Origin of the sequence: Actinacidiphila alni, from assembly GCF_900112845.1 — a bacterium.
In the GTDB taxonomy this organism is placed as follows: Bacteria; Actinomycetota; Actinomycetes; order Streptomycetales; family Streptomycetaceae; genus Actinacidiphila; species Actinacidiphila alni.
Genome location: NZ_FONG01000008.1, coordinates 242,380 through 261,552 on the forward strand (window position 1 = coordinate 242,380; position 19,173 = coordinate 261,552).

Below are 19,173 nucleotides of genomic sequence, written 5' to 3' on the forward strand. Positions count from 1 at the left end.
GGTGTTCCCCGCCCCAGTAGCTCAGGGGATAGAGCACAGCTCTCCTAAAGCTGGTGTCGCAGGTTCGAATCCTGCCTGGGGCACCGTTGCTCACCAGCAGCGGAGCACACGAACGGCCAGGTCAACGCGTATGCGGGCCCTGGCCGTTCGCCGTTTCCTGGAATCTCTCGGAATCCGCTGACCCTCTTCTGGAACCTACTTGAGGGCAGTCGTCCCCGATCCGTCCCCAAAATTCCCCGGACGGATCTCCCAGCGCGGCGAGGCAGAATGAAGAACGGCCCCCCGCGAGTTCACCGCGGGGGGCCGCCTTGCGCCGAGGTCCCGACACGGGGCCGCCCGATACGGTCCCCGGCGCGCTTATGGGGGTCAGATGCCTCCCACTGCCTAACGGATGCATGCTGACCTCGTTGTTCACCCGATCGTGTGAACATGTGTTCGGATTTCGCTCAGCAACTCTAGCCCCACGACGGAACGCGGTCGTGGGGCTCGATCACGGGATGCTCAGGTAGGTACCCGGGTATCCGCACCTCAATCATGATCACAAAAAGCGTCTAGCCAGACGCAGACAGATGATCTTGCGCCGCTCAAGGCTCAACGGGTGCCGACGAAGCCCCCGCCGAGATTCCCAGCCGAGCGACGCGCGCTCGGCGACCGCATCCGCCGACACCGGGAATGGGCCGGGCGCACCCAAGACGACATCGTCCGCGCCGGCCTCGACCGCCGCACCCTCCAGCGCATCGAGAACGGAGAGACGGACGCCCGCCTCTCCTGGCTGCTGCTGATCGCCCACACCATCGACATCACGATCGGCGAACTGCTCGACACCGACCCCCCGACCGCCAGCACGGGGGCAGCCAGCAGCCGGGGGGCGTAAGGGCGGGCGATCAGTTCGGGTGCCCGTTACGGCAGGACGCGGGACCGACGGGCGTCTCGCTGCCCGTCTCCTCGTCCACGATCACCGTCATGGCGACCAGGGCGCCGCACGTGGAGCACTGGCCGAACCGGATCTCCGGGTGCGGCATTCAGCTCCCGCCCTTCGCCGTACGGCCGTGGCACGGGCAGCCGCACGGTATCTGCGGCAAGGCTGGCGCACCGCCGCGAGGTGTCCCCGGGAGGTACGTCGGTCCGTTGCCGGGGCAGCGGTTATGTCCGACGGGGCCGAGCAGGGTGGCGGAGACGCAGTCCACAGACACGGCCGGCGCGGTCACCGCTGCACCAGTTGGTTCCGCTTCCGGCCGCCGTACGCGTTCACCGGGGTGCACAGCCAGCGGTGCAGCAGGACGTCGGCCGACGCACTGGTGCCCTGGTCGACCGGGATACGCCGGCCCTGCCCCGGCTGTACGGGCTGCTGGCAGCACGCGCACAACGCGACGGCCGCCGCAGTCACGCCGTCCGCCCGGCTTTGCTGTACGCCGCCCACAGCTCATTGGCGGTGGGGCAGGTGCGGGTACTCGTACGGCACTCGTCGCAGCCGCTGCGAGTGTGCTCAATGTAGGCCCGCCACGCGGCGACGGAGGGCGACTCCACGCCGCGCCCGACCGGGTGGTCCAGCAGTACCGGGCCCGCCCCGGTGTCGAGGGCGTGGCCTGTAGGCTCGTTCATGTCGACCCTTCCCGGTCGTCCACACCCCGGACCGTGGCGCGGTCGCGGGGCATTTTCTTGCCCGCCCCGATCGGCGACGAGGCGGGCGCCCTTCGACGCTAGGGAGCGCTGACCGCAGCCACCTAGTGGATTCTGCGAGATTCTGCGAGATCCCGCCCCGCCGGGCGACGGGCCGCCCCCGTGCGGCCGTAGGCGCTCTTGACGGCGCATCAGCCACGGACGACAGTCGGTGGAATCCCGTGCAATCCACTCGGAGGCGATGCGCCCATGGCCCTAAAGTTCCTCGGGATCATCAGCAACACCCCGGTCGACGAATCCCCAACCATCTGGCTCGACGACACCACCGGCGACCTGATCATCCAGTCGTACAAGGCCGACGAGGCCACCGTCCTCCAGGCCCAGGAGGTCGGCTCGATCCCCGGCCACTCCACCGCGATCCCGCCCCACGAGACGATGATCCGGCTGCCCGCCGAGATGTTGCAGTACATCCCCCGCCCGGACGGAGACGACAGTGCAACCCCCAGCACGTGAAGCCCTCGCGAAGGCCCGGCGGTCCGCGATCCATCTGGAGACGCGCGACAGCTACATGCTGGACGACCCGGCTTTCATCGCCTGGCAGAACGGGCGACGGCTCGACATCACCGATCGCAGCTCCTGGTGGAACGGCTGGCACGACCACGTCGCCGCCGCGGTCTCCCGGGGCGTGACCGTCCGCCGGGCCCGCGTCGTGTCCGAACCGCTGCACCCCTACGCCCTGTACGAGTACGACCTGACGCCCGGTAACCTCGCCGCCGGAGAGGCGGTGAGGTGGCTCGGACGGCGCCATGCCGTAGACCTGCTGCTCCCCGCCACGGACTTCTGGGTGTTCGACGACGAGACCGTGCTCTTCCACCACTTCACCGGCGAAGGGCAGCTCGCCGCCGAAGGCCGCGAGTACCGCACCGACCCCGACCTGGCCAAGGCCCTCACTGCGGCGTTCGAGGCCGTATGGGACAGGGCCATCCCGCACACGGAGTACACTCCGGCCATCTGACCCATGCCCACTTCCGCGTCATCGAGCGTGCAGCAGGCCCGGCGGGTCCTGGCCGACCGGCTGGCTGAGATCCGCCGGGAGGCCGGGCTCTCCGGCCGGGACCTCGCCGCCGCGTGCGGCTGGTACCCGTCCAAGGTCAGCCGTATCGAGCACGCCCGAACCGCGCCCTCGGCCGACGACATCAGGGTCTGGTGCCGCGCCTGCGCCGCCGACGCCCTGGCACCCGAACTCGTCGAATCCCTCCGCGCCGTCGAGGGCATGTTCATCGAGTGGCGCCGCCTGGAGCGCGCCGGCCTGAAGCACGCGCAGCTCGCCGTACGCCCGCTGTTCGAGCGCACCAGCCGGTTTCGGTCTTACTCGTCGTGGTTCATCCCCGGTCTGATCCAGAGCCGTACCTACACCGAGGCCGTGCTCCGCGCGGTCCAGCGGCGCCGCGTCGAGGTCGACGATGTGACCGCGGCCGTAGACGCCCGGATGGAGCGGCAAGCGGTGCTGCACCAGCCGGGCAAGACCTTCGCATTCCTCCTTGAGGAGTCCGTCCTGCGGTCCGGGATCGGCGGCGCCGAGGTAATGGTGGGGCAGCTCGGGCACCTGATCACGGTGAGCGCGCTGCCGAACGTCAGCGTGGGCGTCATCCCGGCCGGGCCGGACAGGACGAGGATGCCGGTTGAGGGGTTCTGGATCTTCGATGCGGAGCAGGTGAGCGTCGAGCTCGTCTCGGGGCACCTGACGATCACGCAGGCCCCGGAGATCGCCCTGTATGCCGACGCCTTCGCCGAGCTGGCGGCCCAAGCGGTCTACGGGGCGGACGCGCGGACGCTGATTGTCCGGGCTGTTCAGGCGCTGTGACGCGCGTCGGGTGCACCGTTGTCAGAGGCCCGTCGTAAGGTGCGCCCATGGCCGACGACACCGACTTCCCGCCCGAGCTGATCGCAGCACAGAAACGATCCCACCAGGCATGGGCCGCCGTCGAAGAGCACCGTACGGCCGTGGACACCGCGCGCCGCGCCGAGGCCGAGCCGGTCAAGGACGCCCCGAAATGGACCTCCCCGCACCTTCGCCCGTGGACCGAGGACGAGGACGCCCGGCACGAGGAGCTGATGATCGAAGCGTCTGCGGCGGCCGAGGCCCTGCACGTCGCGATCGCCGCGGCCGGAGTCGGACACGCCATCGACACGATCCAGGGCCTCCACAAGGCCGCGCGCGCAGCCTAGGCACGCCCGCCCGGATGCTCGTCTATCAGCGCGGAGCTAGTATCGAACACATGAGCGAGCTGCCACCGGATCTGCCGCGCCTCCGTGTCATCGAGACACACCTGCGGCTCCAGCTCGCGGAAGTGCAGCAGGCGATCGCGACGGCTGAGCGGAAGGCGCAGCGGGAAGCGGGCCGGCCCCTGCCACGGATACAGCCGCCCGCCGGCATGGAATGGTGGCGCCTGGAGCCGATCCAGGGCGATCGCATGCCGATCCTGCACCGGCACGGCTGCCCCGGCAGCACCGAGCAGATGTCCCCCCTCAACCGCGGCGCCGCGAGAGACTCCCTCGCCAACCCGGCGTACCCCGCGACCCCCTGCCCGCGGTGCCGGCCGGACCTCGCGCTGCGCGAGGACTGAACGCCGAAAGCGCCCCCGCGCGGCCGGAGCCGAGCGGGGGCGCAGTGGTCAGCCGCGTATCAGCGGCTCGTCTTCAGGGTCAGGGTCCGGCACCGGGACGCCCGCGCGCAGCAGGGCCGCCACCAGCACACGCTGATACCGGCCCTGCGCCGCGGTCTTCGCCTCCAGCGCGGAGATCTTCAGGGACTGACGGCTGACGACCGTGGCAATGCCCGCGATCGTCGTCAGGTCGGCGCCGTCCAGATCCGCGGGCTCGTACAACTGAACCTCTGGGCGGCCCCGGTTGATCCACTTCATCACGACCGCGCCGGCCGTCGTGATGGCGATGGCCAGCACGCCGAGCCAGGTCTCAGGATTCTCCATCGGCCCCCACCACCACGATCCGCGGCGGACGCGTCACCCGGGCAATCACGTAGATCAGTCCGGCGTGGGACGCCCACGGTGCCACCCCCGACCAGGCCACCCCCACCCCCACCATTCCCCCGAGCGCGTAGGCGACCGCCCACAGCAGCGGCGGTACCACCGCCGCCACCAATCCGGACTGGTCCCGCCCCGTGCCGGCCAGCGCGTAGAGCAGGCAGGCCACGCCGCACGCGATCCACAGACACCCCCAGGCCGTCATCGGCAGCAGGTGCAGCAGCACCGTGATCCCCCGGACGGTGCCGTACCGCGGCTGTACGGTCAGGCCGGCGCCGTAGGAGATCCAGGCGACCCCGGAGAGCACGAGTGCCAGGCCGCGCCAGCCGACCCGGGCGCACGCCAGCCGGACCGGCGCGGCCCGCATCACACCCCCTTGGCCAGCGAGGCGCTGTCCTTGGTGCCGAAGGCCCGCGCGAGGATGCCCTTCACGAGCGATCCCGCCGCGGCGACGCCGCCGGCCGCGACGCTCTGCCAGAAGCTCAGGTGCCCGACGGTGTCGGTGGTCGCGGTGATCAGGACACCGCCGGTCGCGACGACGAAGGTCGACGCCACCCGCTCGGCGAGGTCGACGGCGTACGTCCTGGCGTCCTTGACGACGGTGGTCACGGGCGGAAGTCCGATGCTGCTCATGGCGAATCCGTTCTGCTGGGTGGGGATCGGCGTCTCGGTGGCGCCGAAGACGTAGGCGACGAGGGCGGCGATGTCCGCCTCGGTCATGTCCGGTTGGTGCTCGGCCAGGCCGTCGACCAAGTCCCGGACGGCGAGCCCGGCCTTGCTGCGGCCCTCCTTGCGAGCGGCGGCTTCGGCCTCGGCGCCGGCCATCCACCACCGGTACTCAGGTGTGCCGCGCGCGGGGAGTTCGGCGGCCACGGTCACGCCTTGAGCCGGGCCGCGAGCAGGTCGGCGATCTCGGCCGCCGTCGCCGGGCGCGGGAGCAGCGCGGCCACCTTCGCCGCCAGGGCGTCCAGGTCGACGCCGCCGACCGCGAGCTTGGCGACCTTCGCGTCGAGCGCGGCGACGGCGGACGCGGCCTTGGCGCTGTTCGTCTCGGCGTTGACGAGCGCCTGGTGCATGTCGTGCTTGTCGCCGGCCTTGGTGTTCTTGTAGGCCCAGACATCGACGGGTGCGGGCATGGTGTCCTCCTCGGGCTTGTTCTGCGGGGTGGTGGGTGCGGCCGGTCCGGTCCAGCGCCAGGCGGCGACCGGCTTGCCGCCGCGCGGATCGGCGGGGTCGGCGGTCGGCGGGCAGATCCCGTCGGGAAAGCGCGGCGCGAAGTAGCCGACGACGTGCGACGAACGGCGGAGCGTCTTGTGCGACCAGACGCCGTTGCCCTGGCCGTTGTCGGTCGAGCCGGCCTTCACGGAGTTGCCGCCCTTGGTGTAGACGTAGACCTCGTCGAACCCCGTGACGATCTCCGTGTGGCCGCCGTTCGACAGGTTCACCCAGGCGCCGAGGCTGGGGTACTCCGACCACTGGCCGCGCTGCTTCGCCCAGTTGGTGAAGACGTTGACGTTGTCGACCTTCGGCACGACAGCCTTCAGGTCCACGTCGGCGTACATGTCCCAGTCGAAGATCACGCACCAGGAGACGCGGTTCTCGCCGAACTGCTTGCCGAACTCGGTGTCGTTGTCCCAGCCGTCGGAGCTGTTCCAGTGCTCGTAGATCCGCTCCGGAACGGCCATCACGTGGTCGACCAGGCGGCGCCAATCGGGTGTGACCATGAGCCCTCCCCGGGCTAGTTGCTCTCCCAGCGGGCGCGCAGGTAGCTGGTGTAGTCGAAGCCGCCGTTGCTGGTGGTGGACAGGGATCCGCCGCTGGACTGGTAGCCGCCCAGCTCGATGTAGTCGCCGACGGCGAGCGCGACGTCGGTGGCGGTGAACGCGGTCGTGGCGAAGCCGCTGACGGGCGCGATGATCTGCTCGCTGGTGGGGACGGTCGTGCCGTTCTTGGTGATCCGGGAGGCACGGAATCCGCTGGTGTTCGTTGCCCAGCAGACGCTGGCCTGGACGGAGTAGGTGCCGGCGACCTGGCACACGTACCGGCTGGTGTTGGTGGCGGTGGAGTGGCCGCCTTCTGTGTCGATGATCTCGGTGTCGAAGGTGATGCTGGCGAAGGTGGCGTTCGCGACGGCCTGGGCGGAGGACTGGTAGCCCCAGAAGGCGGGGGTTCCGGTGAGGAAGTCCCCGAGCGCCTTGACGTTGGCGTTCCACAGGGCGCCGGTGATCAGGTCGCCGGGGGCTTTCTGCGCCATCACGGGGACGATGCGGGGCACGGGCGCCTCCTAGTAGGCGAATGTCGCGGTGTCGAACATCGAGGTGGCGGTGTCCCATGCGGCCGGGTTGGTGAGTCCGGTGGGCAGCAGCTCGGTCACCGCAATGCCTGCGGCGTGGGCCTTGGCCAGCGGCGCGGTCAGGGTGATCACCGCCGACGTCCAGCCGGGGCTGGTGTTGCCGACGGACTGCACGGTGACGGTCTCGGCGTTGGTGACGCCGGGCTCGATCTTGAGCTGCTGCCCTTGGGCGAGCTGTGCGGCCAGCGGGTTGGTGTTGTCCTGGCTGTTGTTGACGGTGATCGTGGTCGCGCCGATCGCGGCGGCCGTCTTGAGGGTGGTGTGCCAGGCGGCGAAGAGGCCGTAGGGGGTGGTGTCGGCTGGGGAGGTCTGGACGGTCAGGACGGCGTCGCCCTTGTCGTCGAGCGTCCAGGCGAGGTTTTCGACGAACTGCTCGTAGCTGGTGGCCGGTGCGCCGACGGGGCGGCGCATGACGCGGACGCGGGTGCCCAGCTCCAGGGCGAGGCAGACCGGCCACAGCGCCGGGTAGGCCGACGGGTGGAGCTTGATGCCGGCCAGGCGCATCAGCGGCTGCCGGTAGCGGGAGGCGAGGTAAAACGCGGCGTCCTGGCACTCCAGCGGGTCCAGGGAGTTGATCGTGCGGGACAGCGTCCGGGGGGCGTATGCCTTGACGCTGGCGTCGTCGACGGCGGTGAAGACCTGCCCGGTGCCCTGCTGGGTGACCGCGATCTGGTTGCCGAGGTGGGCGCTGTCCTGGTCGGGCTGGCAGTCCTCGTACGGGAATTCGCCGAGGTCGACGCGCTCGCCGAAGACGTAGGCGGGGGTGAGGGTGTTGTAGCGGGCGGCGCGGGACTGGAAGGTGACGGTCCCGGAGCCGTCGACGAAGTGGGCGCCGCCTTCGGTGTCGACGACGGCCTGGAGGGCGGTGACGGCGTCCTGTCCGCCGAAGTCGGCCGGGCCCATGGCCGTGGTCAGGCCGGTCTGGATGCTGGTGGGCCCGGCGTATCCGGCGTAGCGCAGGATCCGCGCGTAGCGGGCGTCGGTGGATTCCCCGGCGCAGGAGGCTTTCCAGGCGCTGTAGAGGTTCTCGCGGTCGCTGACCGCCAGGGCGGTGGGGAATTCGGCGACGAAGGCGATCTCGCCGCCGAAGTTGCTGCTGGTGAAGCGGATCTGGTTGTCGACGAACGCGCCGATGCTGTCCATGGTCAGGCCCTGCGGGATGTTGCCCGCCGGGATGGTCTGGGTGAAGCCGCTGTCGTCGAGGCGGAAGGTCCGCTGGCCGGTGGCCGCGTTCTGGGTCAGGAACAGCAGGTGCCAGTTGCCGTCGGTGACCGCTGGCCACGGAGGGACGAAGAGATTGGCTCCGGCGGAGTTGGGGCCCGAGGAGTTCAGGGCCAGATGCCCGGTGCTGTCGATGCTGATGATCAGCGTGGTCCCGGCCGGGGCTCCGGCGGAGTTGCGGGTGTTGTCCATGCAGCACCACAGGTCCGCGGCGTAGGCGGGGGTCGGGCCGGTGTACCGGAACGCGATCATGCGCGTCCATCCGGCGCCGGCGTCGACCGGCCCGGTGATGCCCGCGCCGGTCAGCGACAGATACGTGCAGGGCCCGAAGGTGTTCGCGCCGACGCTGGGGTTGCCGAAGTGGGCCACGGTGCCGCTGCTGCCGGTGAAGACACCGGTCACCGTGTCGTTGGCGGTCACCGCGGCGCCGAACGACAAGGCCCCTTTGCCGTACTTGCTGCTGAGTACGGGCATGGGCGGGCTTTTGCCGGTGGAGTCAGCCGCCGAGGTGGATCCGGCGGGGTCGTCGAGCCGGTAGATGAACCGCGGGTTGTGGGAGGCGATCTCGGCGGCCAGCGGGTCCGGCAGCTTGACCTGCGACAGCAGCCCGAACGCGTCCGTGCTCGGCGGCAGCAGGGTGCCGTAGGTGCCGTCCATCTGCCACTGGCTGGGGTTGTGCTCGGTGAACCCGGCGAACATGCCGTACCAGGTGCCGGGCTGCACCCAGGTGGTCGCGGCGCTGCCCCGCTCCAGCTGCCAGGCGTCGACCTGGATGTTGGCGGCCGACCCGGGCGCGGTCACGACCTGCACGCCCACGAACTGCATCGCGGCGTTGGCTGCGGCCGTCGCGGTGAGCGTGAGCTGTGTCCAGGCGGCGGTGGCGTTGCCCACCAGGGTCGCGGTCGAGCCGACGGCGGTGGACGCCGCGGTGTTCTTCGCGTCGCGGGTGCGGTATCCGGCGGCGACCTGCACCGTGGTGCCGGGGGTGACGTTGCGGACCTGGAGCTGCACCGTGTAGGTCTGGCCGGCCCGTACGGCGGGCTGGGCGGTGTAGCAGATCCACTGCGTCGCGGTCGCGGTGGCCGCGACCGCGAACTGCGCGACCGTGCTGCCCTGGGCGGCCGTGCCGGACGTGAGGAACTGGCCGCCGGCCGGGTCGGTCTCGGTGAACATCGACGGCCCGGCCGCACTGGTGTCGATCACGGTGCCACCGAGCCCGGCACCGCAGGTGGCCTGCGTGGAGTTGAGCAGGTTCACCGACGGCGGCCACTGCGCGCGCTGCCGGAACGGCTGGAACGGCAGGATCCGCCCCGCGTACGGTCCCGTCGCGTTGGCCGGGTCGATGGCGCCGTCGGGGTTGGACAGCACCACCGACGCGGTCCCGGCCTGCACCTGGTCCAGCTCGGCCTGCCGGCCGCGGCTGCCGGAGAACGTCCCCAGCGTCCGCCCGGTGACGTCGACGTACCGGTCCGCGGGGACGGCGCCGGCGTTGTAGTCCCACGCCGGGCCCCAGGCGGACTCGATGACCGGATAGTTCGGGTTCACTGCCACCGGGCGCCTCCTAACGGCTGAACGCGGGGTACGTGGTGGGGTTGCGGGCCCCGAACCGGGCGAACCCGGCCTGGACGACGCCGACCAGCTGCTCGCCCGTGGTGAGCACCGACCCGTCGACGTGCACGGTCACGCTCTGGTTGACGACTTGGCCGCCGCCGGTGATGCCGCCGTAGCCGGGCCCCAGGCCCGGGGCGGACACCGCCGAGGCCATCGCGGCGACCGCCGCGGTGGCGTGGTGCGTGCCGGCCTCGATGCCGACGGCCAGGCCCTGCGGGATGAACTGGCCGAGGTCGGCGAACACCTGGCTGGGCGAGTGGATGCCCAGGGCCTTCTTGATGGCCTTCTGCATGGCCAGGGCGATCCGCAGCATCTGCGCCTCGATGGACGCCTCCTGGCTTTTCAGGCCCCGGATCAGGCCCTGCGCCGATTTGATCCCGGCCCCGTACATCGCGTCGGCCACCAGCTTGCCGGTCTGGCCGGCCTGGGCCTGCATGCCGGCCTGATCCCGGTTCATCTCCGCGATCTGGCCCTTGCTCGCCGCGGCGAGCGCCAGGGCGGTGGCTCCGGCCTGGTCGACGCCGGCGTTCGCCAGCTGCTCGATCAGGTCCGAGCGCAGACCCTTCTTGTGCAGCTCGTCCAGCTCGGCCGCGAAAGCCTTCGCGGCCTGGACCCGGTCGCGCATCTGGTCCAGGACGTCGTTGGCGTTGACCGCCCGGCCCTCGTCCGGGGACTGCGTGATGATGCTGGCGTTCTGCATGATCCCCGAGGCGATGCCCGACTTCTCGTCCGACCACGCCTTCTGGAGGGAGGCGAGGTTGGACTGCGCGGACTTCAGCCGGGCCGCGACGTTGTCGCGGTTCGCCGCGAGGTTCCGCAGCAGGTCGTTGTCCTTGGCGACGACGGCCTGGAGCTGCTTGTGGTGGGAACCGAAGTCCACGTACAGGCTGTTGGCGATCTTCGTGGTGGCGGTCTTGACCTGGGACTGGGAGCCGGTCAGCCCCTGCACCAGGCCCTGGATCACGTAGGCGCCCAGCGAAGCGAACTTCTTGGACGGGCTGTTGATCTCCAGCTCGGCGGAGAACGCGTCCACGGTGCCGGCCGCCACGCCGGTGACGGCGGTGTGGGCCAGGTGCGCGTTGTCGTTCACGCCGAGCGCGATGCCCTCGACGATCCCCGAGCCGACCTCGTCCGCGAACAGCTTGGACGGGGAGTTGATGCCGAGGAAGTGCTTCGCGGAACTCAGCGCGTCGTGCGCGAGGTTGCCCAGCTCGCCCTTGAGCGCGCCGCCGGCGGACTCGACGCCGCGGATGATGCCGTGCACGATGTCGACGCCGACCTGCACGAAGTCGTTGCCGATGTGCGCCACCGCGGTGTACGCGGCATGCAGGCCGCCGGAGACCGTGGCCTTGATCCGGCTGACGCCGCCGGCGATGGAGTGCTCGGCGCTGATCAGCGGGGTGACCATCGCCGACCGGATGGCGCCCCAGATGGCGCCCGCGACCGCGCGGGTGCCGGTCCAGGCCGCGGACAGCCAGGCCGCCGCGGTGTGCCAGACCGACTGCACGGTGTGCCAGGTCGCCATCGTCGGGGCGATGACGGCCAGCTCGATGGCCGCCCACACCACGTGGGCACCGGTCTGGATGCCGCCCCAGATGAACAGCAGGAACGCTGCGATGGCGCCCCACACCGCGTGCGCGGTGCCGGTGATCTCGCTGTGGAAGTGGTTCCAGATCGCCATGACGATCGCGACCGCCGGCAGGAAGATCACCAGCAGCAGCGGCCACCACGTCCGGAAAAACGCGGTGATGCTGTTCCACACGGCGGTCGTGGTGGCGGCCACCCAGTGCCAGCCGCCCACGATCGGGTCGGCGACGGTGTGCCAGGCCGAGGCGACCCACGCTGCGGTCGCCGACCAGGCGCCGGTCACGGTGCCGGTGATGGAGTGCCAGGCGTCCACCGTTCCGTCGCGGACGTCGTCCCAGATACCGACGATGAAGTGCCCGGTGGCCTCGGTGCCGGTCTTGATCGCCGACCAGACCTGGTCCCAGTGCATCGCCAGCAGCACCAGCGCGGCGATCAGCGCCATCACCCCGACGACGATCCACACCACGGGGTTGACCGCAGCTGCGGCGGCCATCTCGTACAGCCACGCTGTGGCGGCGGCCAGCGCGAAGACGAGCACGCCGCCGATGACGGCGGCAGCGGCCTTGGCTGCGGTCTGGTGCTGGGTCAGCCAGGTGGTGGCCTCGCCGATGACGTGGACGGCGGCCTGGACGTACGGGGTGAGGTACTGGCCGATCTCGATGCCCAGGGCCTCGGCGGAGGCTTTCGCCTCGGCCATCTCCTGGTTGAAGTTCTTCTGGACGTCCGCCCAGCCCTCGACTTCCTTGCCGCCGGCTTTGACGTGCTCGGCGACCCCGGCCGTGTTCTTCTCGAAATCGGCCATGTGGGGGCCGGTGAGCTGGAGGGCGCCCATCATGGACTTGGTGCCGCCGACCATGGTGGCCAGCGCACCGATGTACGTCTGCTGGGTGGGGGGCAGGTCGGCCAGCACCCGCTGGAACTCCGTCGCGGACTTGGACGCGCCGCGCAGGTGCTGGATCACGACGGTGCCGGCCGGGCCCATGTGGGCCTCAATGGCGTCGGTCAGGGTGGTCAGCGTCGCGGCCAGGCCCTTGTTCCCCAGTTCCTGGCCGACCTGCACCGCGTTCAGGCCGAGGTTCTTCATCTCCTCCGCGGCCTTGGCCGACGGGTTGGAGAGCATGCCGATGGTCTGCCGCAGGTAGGTGGCGGCGACCCGGGCCGGGGTGCCCTGCGCGGTCATCGTCGCCATCGCGCCGAGGACTTCGTTCAGCCCGACCTTGGCCGCCGCCGCGGTCGGGAGGATCGAGGACATCGATCCGGCGAGGTCTTCGAGGTTGGTTTTGCCCTCGGCCTCGGTGGCGATGAGCGCGTTCATCGTCGGCACCACGGAGTCGGCGCCGGACTTGTAGGCGTTCATCGCCGTGGTGACGGCGTCGGTGGTGGTCTTCAGGTCGGCGTTGCCGACCTTGGCGCCCTCGGCCGCCGTCTCCAGCACCTTCAGCGCATCGGCGCCGTGGTACGACGCCGACTCGGTCATGTAGAGGCCGGCGGTCAGTTCCTCGGTGGACTGGCCGACCCTGCCCGCCATCGACAGCACGCCGTCGGAGACGAGCTTCATGTTCCCGGCGGCCTCGCCCGCGCCGGTACGGACCCGGGTCATCTGCTGCTGGAAGTCGCCCGCCATCTCCACGGTGTGCTTGGCGACCTCCCCGGCGGCGACACCAAGGCCGAGCAGGGCGGCCTTGCCCATGATCCCGGTGCGCTGGAACGCGCCCGCACCGGAGGCGTCGACGCCGGCGAGTTCCGCCTCGACGCCGCGGATGGCGCCCTTGACGCCGGTGGTGCGGCCGAGGAATTCGATGAAGACGGGGGGCAGACCGCCCACGAGCCACCCCCCGCCGGTCAGGTCATGTTCGGGTGGCCTTCAGCCAGGCGGCCTGCCAGACGGCCGCCATCTTCGGTTCCGCCTTGCGGATCCCGGGCCTGAAGTACGGGTACTGCGCCTCCAGGCGCTTCTTGTAGAGGTTGCGGACGCCCTTGCCGACGCCGACGCCGCCGGCGAACCCGCCGCCCGGGATCGGCTTCGGGCGCCGCACCCCGCCGACGCCCTTGGACAAAGAGCCGGTCAGCCGCCCCGGGCCGCCGCCCTTGGTGACGTGGTGCGGGGACAGGTTGAGACTGACCGTGGCGCCGGTGCGGGTCGAGGCGCCGCGGTGGTCCCACCGGGGCCGGCCCCGCAGACCGGACCGGACCGACTTCTTGGCCAGCGCCTGGGTGGCCTTGAGCGCTTTGAGGGTGGCCACGTCGATCTCGCGGTTCATCACGCGCAGGCCCGCCTGCGCCTCCCGCACCCCGGTCACGCGGACGCCGATGCCGTTAGCCATGGGCGCGCATCTCCCTCTTCTCGCGGTTGCTGCGGGCCCTGGCCACCGTGTCGTCGACGGCCAGCAGCCAGTCGAGCTGCACCGCGCTCTCGTCCTCCAGCGCGGACGGCGGGCAGTGCAGCAGCGTGCACAGCCGCCAGATCCGCAGCTCCTCATGCGGCAGTTCGTCGGCGTCGTACTCGAACAGTCCCTCCAGCTGCCCCCTCAGCCGCTGGAGGGCCCGGTAGGGGACGCCGGGTCCGGCGTCGGGGCGAAGCTGGGGTTCAGGGCCCGCTGGTACGGGGCGACCGCCTTGCGCAGGGCATCCAGCGCCGGGGTCGGCAGGTCCAGGACCGCGTCGGCCGACACGGGGAAGTCCCAGGACCAGCCGCGGACCGCGGCGACCACCAGGCCATCCTGCAACTCCTCCAGGACGTCGAACGCCTCGCCCATCGAGGCGGCGATGGCGACCTGCTCGGCCATCGTCATCTCGCCGCCGGACTCGGTGGCCTTCTGACCCTCGCTGACCGCGTTCATGAACGAGGGGAACGAGGTGAGCCTGGCGGACAGGCGCTTGATGGGGCGCCGCATCCGCTCGGTAATGTCGGAGACGGGCCGCAGGTCGGCCCAGCCGCCCGGCAGCGGGATCCGGTTGGCCTGGGTGATGTCCAGGACCGGCGCGGCCGGGGCAGCCGGTTCGGCAGTCGTGCTGGGCGTCAGCGCGCCGCCGTCGATGTCGAGGGTGTCGGACACGGGGATTCCTTACTTGTAGGTGCCGGAGGCGACGGCGTTCTGGACCGTGACCTTGATCGGGGAGTAGCCGCCGGAGGCGCCGGCGTCAGTGGTGTTGGCCAGCGCGTCGTAGTCGACGGACAGCTCGATGTAGTCCTTGCCGCGGCTGACCTCGGCGCCTGTGTACGCCGCCTTGGTCATGTGCAGCTTGACCTGCACCGCCGAAGCGCCCGCGCCCTGGCTGTAGTTGATGTCCAGGGACGGTTTGGCGTTGGTCAGGTAGTTGGTGAGCTGCGCGTCGTCCTCCATCACCAGCGTCAGCTTCCCGCTGACGGAGACCGGGCCGGACCACAGCGAATACGGCGCCTGGGTGCCGTCGACCGCCTGCACGACGGTGACCGGGCGCTTGATGGTGCACTCGCCGTCGACCACGAACGTCGAGGCGACACCGCCGATGGTGACCGCGCCGACCCATCCGGCCAGCGGCGGCACCGCGGTGTAGGACGGCGTCGGCTTCGTCGACGGCGCCGACGCCAGCGAGGTCGCCTTCGCCGAGTAGGTCAGCATCCCGTCACCGGAGAACTTCAGCCCGACCTCGGAGAACTTCAGGCCCGCGAACTGCCGGGTGGTGATCGTGTAGTAGTCCGACAGCGTGTAGGACGGCGGCTGCCCGTTGCCGGAGTTCAGGGTGCTCATGGCGTGCGTGAACGGCGCGGACGCCCCGGTCGTGGTGACGTCGCCCAGCAGGCCAGCCAGCGCCCAGCCGAGGGTGTCGGGGAAGACGTCGCCGTCGAACCCGTACTCGGCCCAGATCTTCCCGGCGATCTTGTCGTAGACGTCGACCATCGAGCCGCGCATGCCCTGGTCGTCCAGCAGCGTCAGTTTGTCCGACGGCGACATCGTCTTGACCGGGATGAACGCGGTCGCCGCGGCCGGGGTGCCGAACACTGTCTCCTTGCCGATGCCCAGGAAGGACGTGAATGTGGGCTGAGGCATCACTCACCTGCCTTCTGGCCGCCGGCCGCGCTCTCGTCGGTGCTGGGGGTGTCCTCCGGCCGGGCCGGGGACGGGGTGGGCTTCTTCTTCGTCGGCTCCCACCGGCCGTCGTCGGGCACGTACCGCGCGCCCTCGTCGAACGGCGCCGGGCCGTCGCCGTCGGCCGGCGGCCGGGCGTCGAACTCCGCGACGGTGGCGGGCCCGGTGTCGTCGGCCGGTTTCGCGTCCAGGCCAAGCGTCGGATAGTGGCGGGCGTCGTCGCCCGTGTAGATGTACGCGGGCACAGTGGGCCCCCTTCTTAGATGCGGGCGTAGCACTCGATGTCGAGGTTCACGACGCTGTGGCGGCCTGAGGCGTCGGGATCCCACTCGCCCTCGGTCTGCGAGGTCATCGGGCGGGCGGTGAGGACGGCGCCCCCGAGCGTGGGGTCGGCGCGGACGATCGCGCACACCTGGTCGAGCAGCAGGCAGGCGCGGTCGAAGACGGCGGCCGGGTCATCGCCGCCGCGGAAGACGTCGATGGTGACCGCGATGTTGTACCGCTCGTCGAGCCAGCCCCCGCCCCCGCTGCCGACCATCGAGTTCACGCCGAACTGGCGGGTGACCGAGCCGACGATGATGACGTCGTCCTCGGCGTCGGTGCCGATGTCGTCGTAGGCGATGAGCAGTGAGGATCTGGAGCTGAGGGGGTCTTCGGTGATCTGCTGGGTGATCTGCGCGAACAGGTACTTGCGGGCGGCCGGGGCGGTCGAGGTGGGGATGGTCATGCGATTCCCGGGGGTCTCTTGTAGGGCTTCCACAGCTCCAGCACCCGGTTGGGCAGCGCGAAACCCTGCGGTACGCCCGCTCCGCTGTCGCCGTCCAGCGTGCTGCCGCCGACGGGACTGCGGCCACCGCGCTGCTGCGACATGGACCACAGGTGGCGGATCAGCTCCAGCGCGCCCAGCCGTACGGACCAGGGCATCGCGCCCCCGCGTCCGGCGGTGTAGACGACGCAGACGTTGTTGACGCCGACGGGGAACGGCACGGCGTCCCCGACGGCGCGGCGGGTGATCTGCCCGCGGTCGAGGTCAACGGTGTAGCCGTACGCGTCGGTGCTGGTGCCCAGCGGCTGGTCGGTGAGCGTCCAGCTGGTGGCCGCGATGTACTCGGTGACCGACAGCACGGAGGCGACCGGCCGCCAGTCCAGCGACAAGGTGGTGGTGCCGCCGTTGTGCCACTCGGTGTGCTGTTCGGGCAGCAGCGGGCCGACGACATCGCGGGCCAGGTCGGCGGCGGCCAGGATGAAACCCTGAAGCTCGTCGTCCTGGCGGTGGTCAGCCGCATTGAGGTTCAGGTGGGCTTTGACGCTGGCGAGGTCGACGACCTGCTCGACGCCGGGCGGCCGGACCTGGAACTGTCCCTCGTCGGCCCAGTTGACGCCGGTGCCGGTCGCGGTCCAGCGGTACCGCCACACACCGGCCGCGGCCACTGCGGGTACGACGGCGGTGTAGACGCCGGCGCCTGCCGCAGCGGGCGCCGGCGTCGACGTGGCGCCCGCGGGGTCGGTGACCGTGACCGTGACGGCCAGGTCGCCGGGCGCCGGGGCGCCGGTGGAGTCCAGGACCGTGGTGGTGATGCCCACGTCCTGCCCGGTGACGTAGACGAGCGCCACAGCAGCCCCCTTCCGGTCAGGTCTGCTCGGGCGCCTTCGGCGCGCCCGTGTTCCGCTTGCCGCGCGGGCCCGGCTTGCGCGTGGTGGGCGCCGGGTCGTCGGCGGTGCCGAGCCGGTCGGCCAGGCGCTGTTGTTCCTCGCGCTGCCGCAGGGTGTTGGCGGCGGCCAGCGCCCGCCCGCGGGCCTCGGCCAGGGCGACGCGGTCCTTCGGCTCGTCGGGTTCGCCTTCGCTGGCGGCGTCGGCGTCCAGCGCGGTACGGATGACCCGGGCGGCCACGGCGGCGTCACCGGCCCGCCCGTCCTGCCCCTGGTCGGTGAGGTCGGACGCCTCGGCCTCCAGCCGGTCGGCGTCCTCCGACAGCTCCGTACGCAGCCGCTCGATCTGTTCGCGGACGTCGTCGGCGGCGGCCTTGCGGGTTTCGCGCCGCGGCCCGTTCTCGCAGTTGTCCAGCTCGGCGCGCAGGCCGGCCAGCTCCGCAATGCGGTCGTGCATCGTGATGTCCCTTCCGGGCGTTGGGGCCCGGCCTGCCGCACCCTCGGACGGCAGGCCGGGAGCGGGGGCGGCTCAGAAGCCGGTCGGGCCGATCAGACCCGTGCCGGAGATCACGGAGATCGTCTCCGGGCGCCGGTCCGGCATGAACGCCGCGTAGTTGTAGACCTGGAAGCGGACCTGGAGCGTGCCGGAGAGGATCTCGGTGAGCACGCGGGTGCGCATCGACCCCTCCCACAGGTACAGGTCGGACGTGCGCATCGTGGCGATGCGGTCCTCGTTCGTGCCGGCGCCGAGGTTCTGCGGGATGTTCCCGTCGGCCAGCAGCGGGAAGTTCAGCATGCGGCCGACGGGGCCCTCGACGTCGCCGCCGGTCTGGAGCGCCAGCGGATTGAAGGGCGCCTGCGTCTCGGGGAGGATGAACGGCCGGTTCTGCGAGTCGAGCTGGGAGGCCATCCAGAACCACCGCTGCGGGGTGAGGAACACCGCCGACGGCATCATCTTGCGCTTGCGGGCGGACTGCGACAGGGCCTGCATCGACGGCAGGTACAGCTCCGGCAGCGTCGGCGTGGCGTCGGTGTAGGTGATCGCGTTGATGCCGGCCACGTTCAGGATGCCCTTGAGCTGTCCGGCGCTGCCGGAGCCGTTCCAGCACTGGGTGTCCAGCAGCGCGTTGTAGTCAGCGATCAGGTCGGCGAAGGTGATCTCGTCGAACCCGACCGGCGACTGGTCCAGGAGCTGAAGGGCCACGTCCTGCTGACCGGCGATGGTCCGCACGGGCGCGTTGACGAACGTGTCCGTCAGGTCCTGGGAGGTGACCGCGCCCGCGTCGGCGGTCTGCACACCCGTCGCGGTGCCGGTGGCCACCTTCGGCACGTTGATGCTGTCCGTGCCGGCCGGGAGCGCCATGTTCCGCACGGTGTTGGCGAAGGTGCGGCCGAACCGCGGCAGGTCGATGTAGTCGTCGACCAGCCACAGCGGCGGCACGAAGTACCCGCCCTGCCCGTCGGTGCGGTTGGGGTTGACGCGCTTCTCGAAGATCGTGCCGCGGTTGCCGCGCCGCACCTCGCGGTCCAGTGCGTCCCGGTCGCGCTCGGCGGCGGCCTGCCGGGCGCGTTCCCGCTTGGGGAACTCCACGTCCATCTCGGCGCCGTGCCGCTTCAGCCGGGCGACCGCCTCGGACACGCCGCCGTCGCCGTCGCCGCGGTTGAGCTGCATCCGCGCCAGGTCCAGGAAGTAGGAGTGCCCGCTTCCCTCCTGGTAGGTCAGGGGCTCGGAGCGGACCTCGACCTCGGGCTTGATGTCGTACCGCTTGCGGGTGGCCTCGGCGGCCTCGTCGCCGCGGACCTGCTCGTCCAGCTCGGCGATCCGCGCGTCGATGTCGCGGATCTCCTGCTCGCCCGCATCGAACGCGGCGCGCTCGTCGTCGGTGAGCTTGGTGCGCTCGTCCTTCTGCGCGGCCTCCAGGATCGCGTCGACAGCCTTGCGCTGCTCGGCACGCTTCTCCTGGAGGCTCTTGATCATTGCCCGCTTGTCCACGGGTGCCTCCGTACGTCGATGGGG

24 protein-coding genes and 1 tRNA gene are annotated in these 19,173 nt (G+C 70.9%); 7 read left to right on the plus strand and 18 right to left on the minus strand.

All coding sequences use genetic code 11. The features are described 5' to 3' along the window. Window positions 1–10 precede the first annotated feature (10 nt). Window positions 11–83 (plus strand) — tRNA-Arg (locus BM076_RS15840). Between the two features lie 515 nt (window positions 84–598). After that, complete coding sequence (locus BM076_RS15845; protein ID WP_093714174.1) at window positions 599–874, plus strand: helix-turn-helix transcriptional regulator; 276 nt, start codon at window positions 599–601, stop codon at window positions 872–874. 10 nt (window positions 875–884) lie between these two features. Here the strand turns inward: BM076_RS15845 and BM076_RS36615 are convergent, their stop codons facing one another. The 3 genes from BM076_RS36615 to BM076_RS15855 all read right to left on the minus strand — a co-directional run bounded on the left by BM076_RS36615 (window position 885) and on the right by BM076_RS15855 (window position 1,602). Next, the gene (locus tag BM076_RS36615) at window positions 885–1,022 is read right to left on the minus strand and encodes a hypothetical protein (RefSeq protein WP_177246459.1); all 138 of its coding nucleotides are present in this window, start codon (window positions 1,020–1,022) and stop codon (window positions 885–887) included. A 182-nt stretch (window positions 1,023–1,204) separates the two neighbouring features. Then, complete coding sequence (locus BM076_RS15850; protein WP_093714175.1) at window positions 1,205–1,387, minus strand: hypothetical protein; 183 nt, start codon at window positions 1,385–1,387, stop codon at window positions 1,205–1,207. Further along, window positions 1,384–1,602, minus strand: coding sequence for a hypothetical protein (locus BM076_RS15855; protein ID WP_093714176.1), 219 nt, complete (start codon window positions 1,600–1,602; stop codon window positions 1,384–1,386). The genes BM076_RS15850 and BM076_RS15855 overlap by 4 nt, the downstream gene beginning before the upstream one ends. A 267-nt stretch (window positions 1,603–1,869) precedes the next feature. Here BM076_RS15855 and BM076_RS15860 point away from each other — a divergent pair, with 267 nt between their 5' ends. From BM076_RS15860 to BM076_RS15880, 5 genes are read left to right on the plus strand one after another with little or no spacing between them, the layout of a single operon-like run. Further along, window positions 1,870–2,133 carry a hypothetical protein gene (locus BM076_RS15860; protein WP_093714177.1) on the plus strand — a complete coding sequence of 88 codons (264 nt, stop codon included), beginning with the start codon at window positions 1,870–1,872 and terminating at the stop codon, window positions 2,131–2,133. Next, window positions 2,114–2,635 carry a DUF6879 family protein gene (locus BM076_RS15865; RefSeq protein ID WP_322935542.1) on the plus strand — a complete coding sequence of 174 codons (522 nt, stop codon included), beginning with the start codon at window positions 2,114–2,116 and terminating at the stop codon, window positions 2,633–2,635. Before BM076_RS15860 ends, BM076_RS15865 begins: the two co-directional genes overlap by 20 nt. A gap of 3 nt (window positions 2,636–2,638) precedes the next feature. Further along, window positions 2,639–3,484 (plus strand): helix-turn-helix domain-containing protein, encoded by an 846-nt coding sequence (locus BM076_RS15870; RefSeq protein ID WP_093714178.1) that lies wholly within the window; start codon window positions 2,639–2,641, stop codon window positions 3,482–3,484. Window positions 3,485–3,531: 47 nt separating this feature from the next. Further along, a complete protein-coding gene (locus BM076_RS15875; RefSeq protein ID WP_093714179.1) occupies window positions 3,532–3,849 on the plus strand; it encodes a hypothetical protein in 318 nt (105 codons plus the stop codon). A gap of 50 nt (window positions 3,850–3,899) precedes the next feature. Next, window positions 3,900–4,247, plus strand: a complete 348-nt coding sequence (locus BM076_RS15880) for a DUF6233 domain-containing protein (RefSeq protein ID WP_093714180.1) — start codon at window positions 3,900–3,902, stop codon at window positions 4,245–4,247. A 48-nt stretch (window positions 4,248–4,295) separates the two neighbouring features. Here the strand turns inward: BM076_RS15880 and BM076_RS15885 are convergent, their stop codons facing one another. The 15 genes from BM076_RS15885 to BM076_RS15960 all read right to left on the minus strand — a co-directional run bounded on the left by BM076_RS15885 (window position 4,296) and on the right by BM076_RS15960 (window position 19,149). After that, complete coding sequence (locus tag BM076_RS15885) at window positions 4,296–4,610, minus strand: hypothetical protein (protein WP_093714181.1); 315 nt, start codon at window positions 4,608–4,610, stop codon at window positions 4,296–4,298. Next, window positions 4,597–5,031, minus strand: a complete 435-nt coding sequence (locus BM076_RS15890; protein WP_093714182.1) for a hypothetical protein — start codon at window positions 5,029–5,031, stop codon at window positions 4,597–4,599. The genes BM076_RS15885 and BM076_RS15890 overlap by 14 nt, the downstream gene beginning before the upstream one ends. Next, window positions 5,031–5,537: a hypothetical protein gene (locus tag BM076_RS37515; RefSeq protein ID WP_245796081.1), complete on the minus strand. Its 507-nt coding sequence runs from the start codon at window positions 5,535–5,537 to the stop codon at window positions 5,031–5,033. Before BM076_RS37515 ends, BM076_RS15890 begins: the two co-directional genes overlap by 1 nt. 2 nt (window positions 5,538–5,539) lie before the next feature. Next, the gene (locus BM076_RS15900; RefSeq protein WP_093714183.1) at window positions 5,540–6,388 is read right to left on the minus strand and encodes a hypothetical protein; all 849 of its coding nucleotides are present in this window, start codon (window positions 6,386–6,388) and stop codon (window positions 5,540–5,542) included. A gap of 14 nt (window positions 6,389–6,402) precedes the next feature. Continuing rightward, a complete protein-coding gene (locus BM076_RS15905) occupies window positions 6,403–6,939 on the minus strand; it encodes a hypothetical protein (RefSeq protein WP_093714184.1) in 537 nt (178 codons plus the stop codon). A 9-nt stretch (window positions 6,940–6,948) separates the two neighbouring features. Then, window positions 6,949–9,789, minus strand: a complete 2,841-nt coding sequence (locus BM076_RS15910) for a hypothetical protein (RefSeq protein ID WP_143120577.1) — start codon at window positions 9,787–9,789, stop codon at window positions 6,949–6,951. Between the two features lie 10 nt (window positions 9,790–9,799). Further along, a complete protein-coding gene (locus BM076_RS15915) occupies window positions 9,800–13,261 on the minus strand; it encodes a phage tail tape measure protein (RefSeq protein ID WP_093714186.1) in 3,462 nt (1,153 codons plus the stop codon). Between the two features lie 22 nt (window positions 13,262–13,283). Further along, window positions 13,284–13,760, minus strand: a complete 477-nt coding sequence (locus tag BM076_RS15920; RefSeq protein WP_093714187.1) for a hypothetical protein — start codon at window positions 13,758–13,760, stop codon at window positions 13,284–13,286. A 204-nt stretch (window positions 13,761–13,964) separates the two neighbouring features. Continuing rightward, complete coding sequence (locus tag BM076_RS15930) at window positions 13,965–14,492, minus strand: hypothetical protein (RefSeq protein WP_093714189.1); 528 nt, start codon at window positions 14,490–14,492, stop codon at window positions 13,965–13,967. A gap of 9 nt (window positions 14,493–14,501) precedes the next feature. Then, the gene (locus BM076_RS15935) at window positions 14,502–15,467 is read right to left on the minus strand and encodes a phage tail tube protein (protein WP_093714190.1); all 966 of its coding nucleotides are present in this window, start codon (window positions 15,465–15,467) and stop codon (window positions 14,502–14,504) included. Continuing rightward, window positions 15,467–15,751, minus strand: coding sequence for a hypothetical protein (locus BM076_RS15940; protein WP_093714191.1), 285 nt, complete (start codon window positions 15,749–15,751; stop codon window positions 15,467–15,469). Before BM076_RS15940 ends, BM076_RS15935 begins: the two co-directional genes overlap by 1 nt. A gap of 14 nt (window positions 15,752–15,765) precedes the next feature. Then, window positions 15,766–16,233 (minus strand): hypothetical protein, encoded by a 468-nt coding sequence (locus BM076_RS15945; RefSeq protein WP_093714192.1) that lies wholly within the window; start codon window positions 16,231–16,233, stop codon window positions 15,766–15,768. After that, the gene (locus tag BM076_RS15950; protein ID WP_093714193.1) at window positions 16,230–17,120 is read right to left on the minus strand and encodes a phage gp6-like head-tail connector protein; all 891 of its coding nucleotides are present in this window, start codon (window positions 17,118–17,120) and stop codon (window positions 16,230–16,232) included. The genes BM076_RS15945 and BM076_RS15950 overlap by 4 nt, the downstream gene beginning before the upstream one ends. Before the next feature lie 16 nt (window positions 17,121–17,136). Further along, the gene (locus tag BM076_RS15955; protein WP_093714194.1) at window positions 17,137–17,613 is read right to left on the minus strand and encodes a hypothetical protein; all 477 of its coding nucleotides are present in this window, start codon (window positions 17,611–17,613) and stop codon (window positions 17,137–17,139) included. A gap of 72 nt (window positions 17,614–17,685) precedes the next feature. Further along, entirely contained in the window at window positions 17,686–19,149 is a 1,464-nt protein-coding gene (locus BM076_RS15960) for a phage major capsid protein (RefSeq protein ID WP_245796082.1), read from the minus strand. Window positions 19,150–19,173 lie beyond the last annotated feature (24 nt).